Annotated in this window: 1 rRNA gene; it reads left to right on the top strand. The window is 56.5% G+C overall.

Annotated elements, in window-relative coordinates:
* Positions 1-255: ribosomal RNA gene (locus tag QM019_RS12985) — 16S ribosomal RNA — on the top strand; the annotation flags it as partial.

Raw genomic sequence — 255 nt, forward strand, 5'->3', positions numbered from 1 at the left:
ACTGGGACTGAGACACGGCCCAGACTCCTACGGGAGGCAGCAGTGGGGAATATTGCACAATGGGCGCAAGCCTGATGCAGCAACGCCGCGTGAGGGATGACGGCCTTCGGGTTGTAAACCTCTTTTAGTAGGGAAGAAGCGAAAGTGACGGTACCTGCAGAAAAAGCACCGGCTAACTACGTGCCAGCAGCCGCGGTAATACGTAGGGTGCAAGCGTTGTCCGGAATTATTGGGCGTAAAGAGCTCGTAGGCGGT

This window comes from Gulosibacter sediminis (assembly GCF_030011715.1).
Classification (GTDB): Bacteria; Actinomycetota; Actinomycetes; order Actinomycetales; family Microbacteriaceae; genus Gulosibacter; species Gulosibacter sediminis.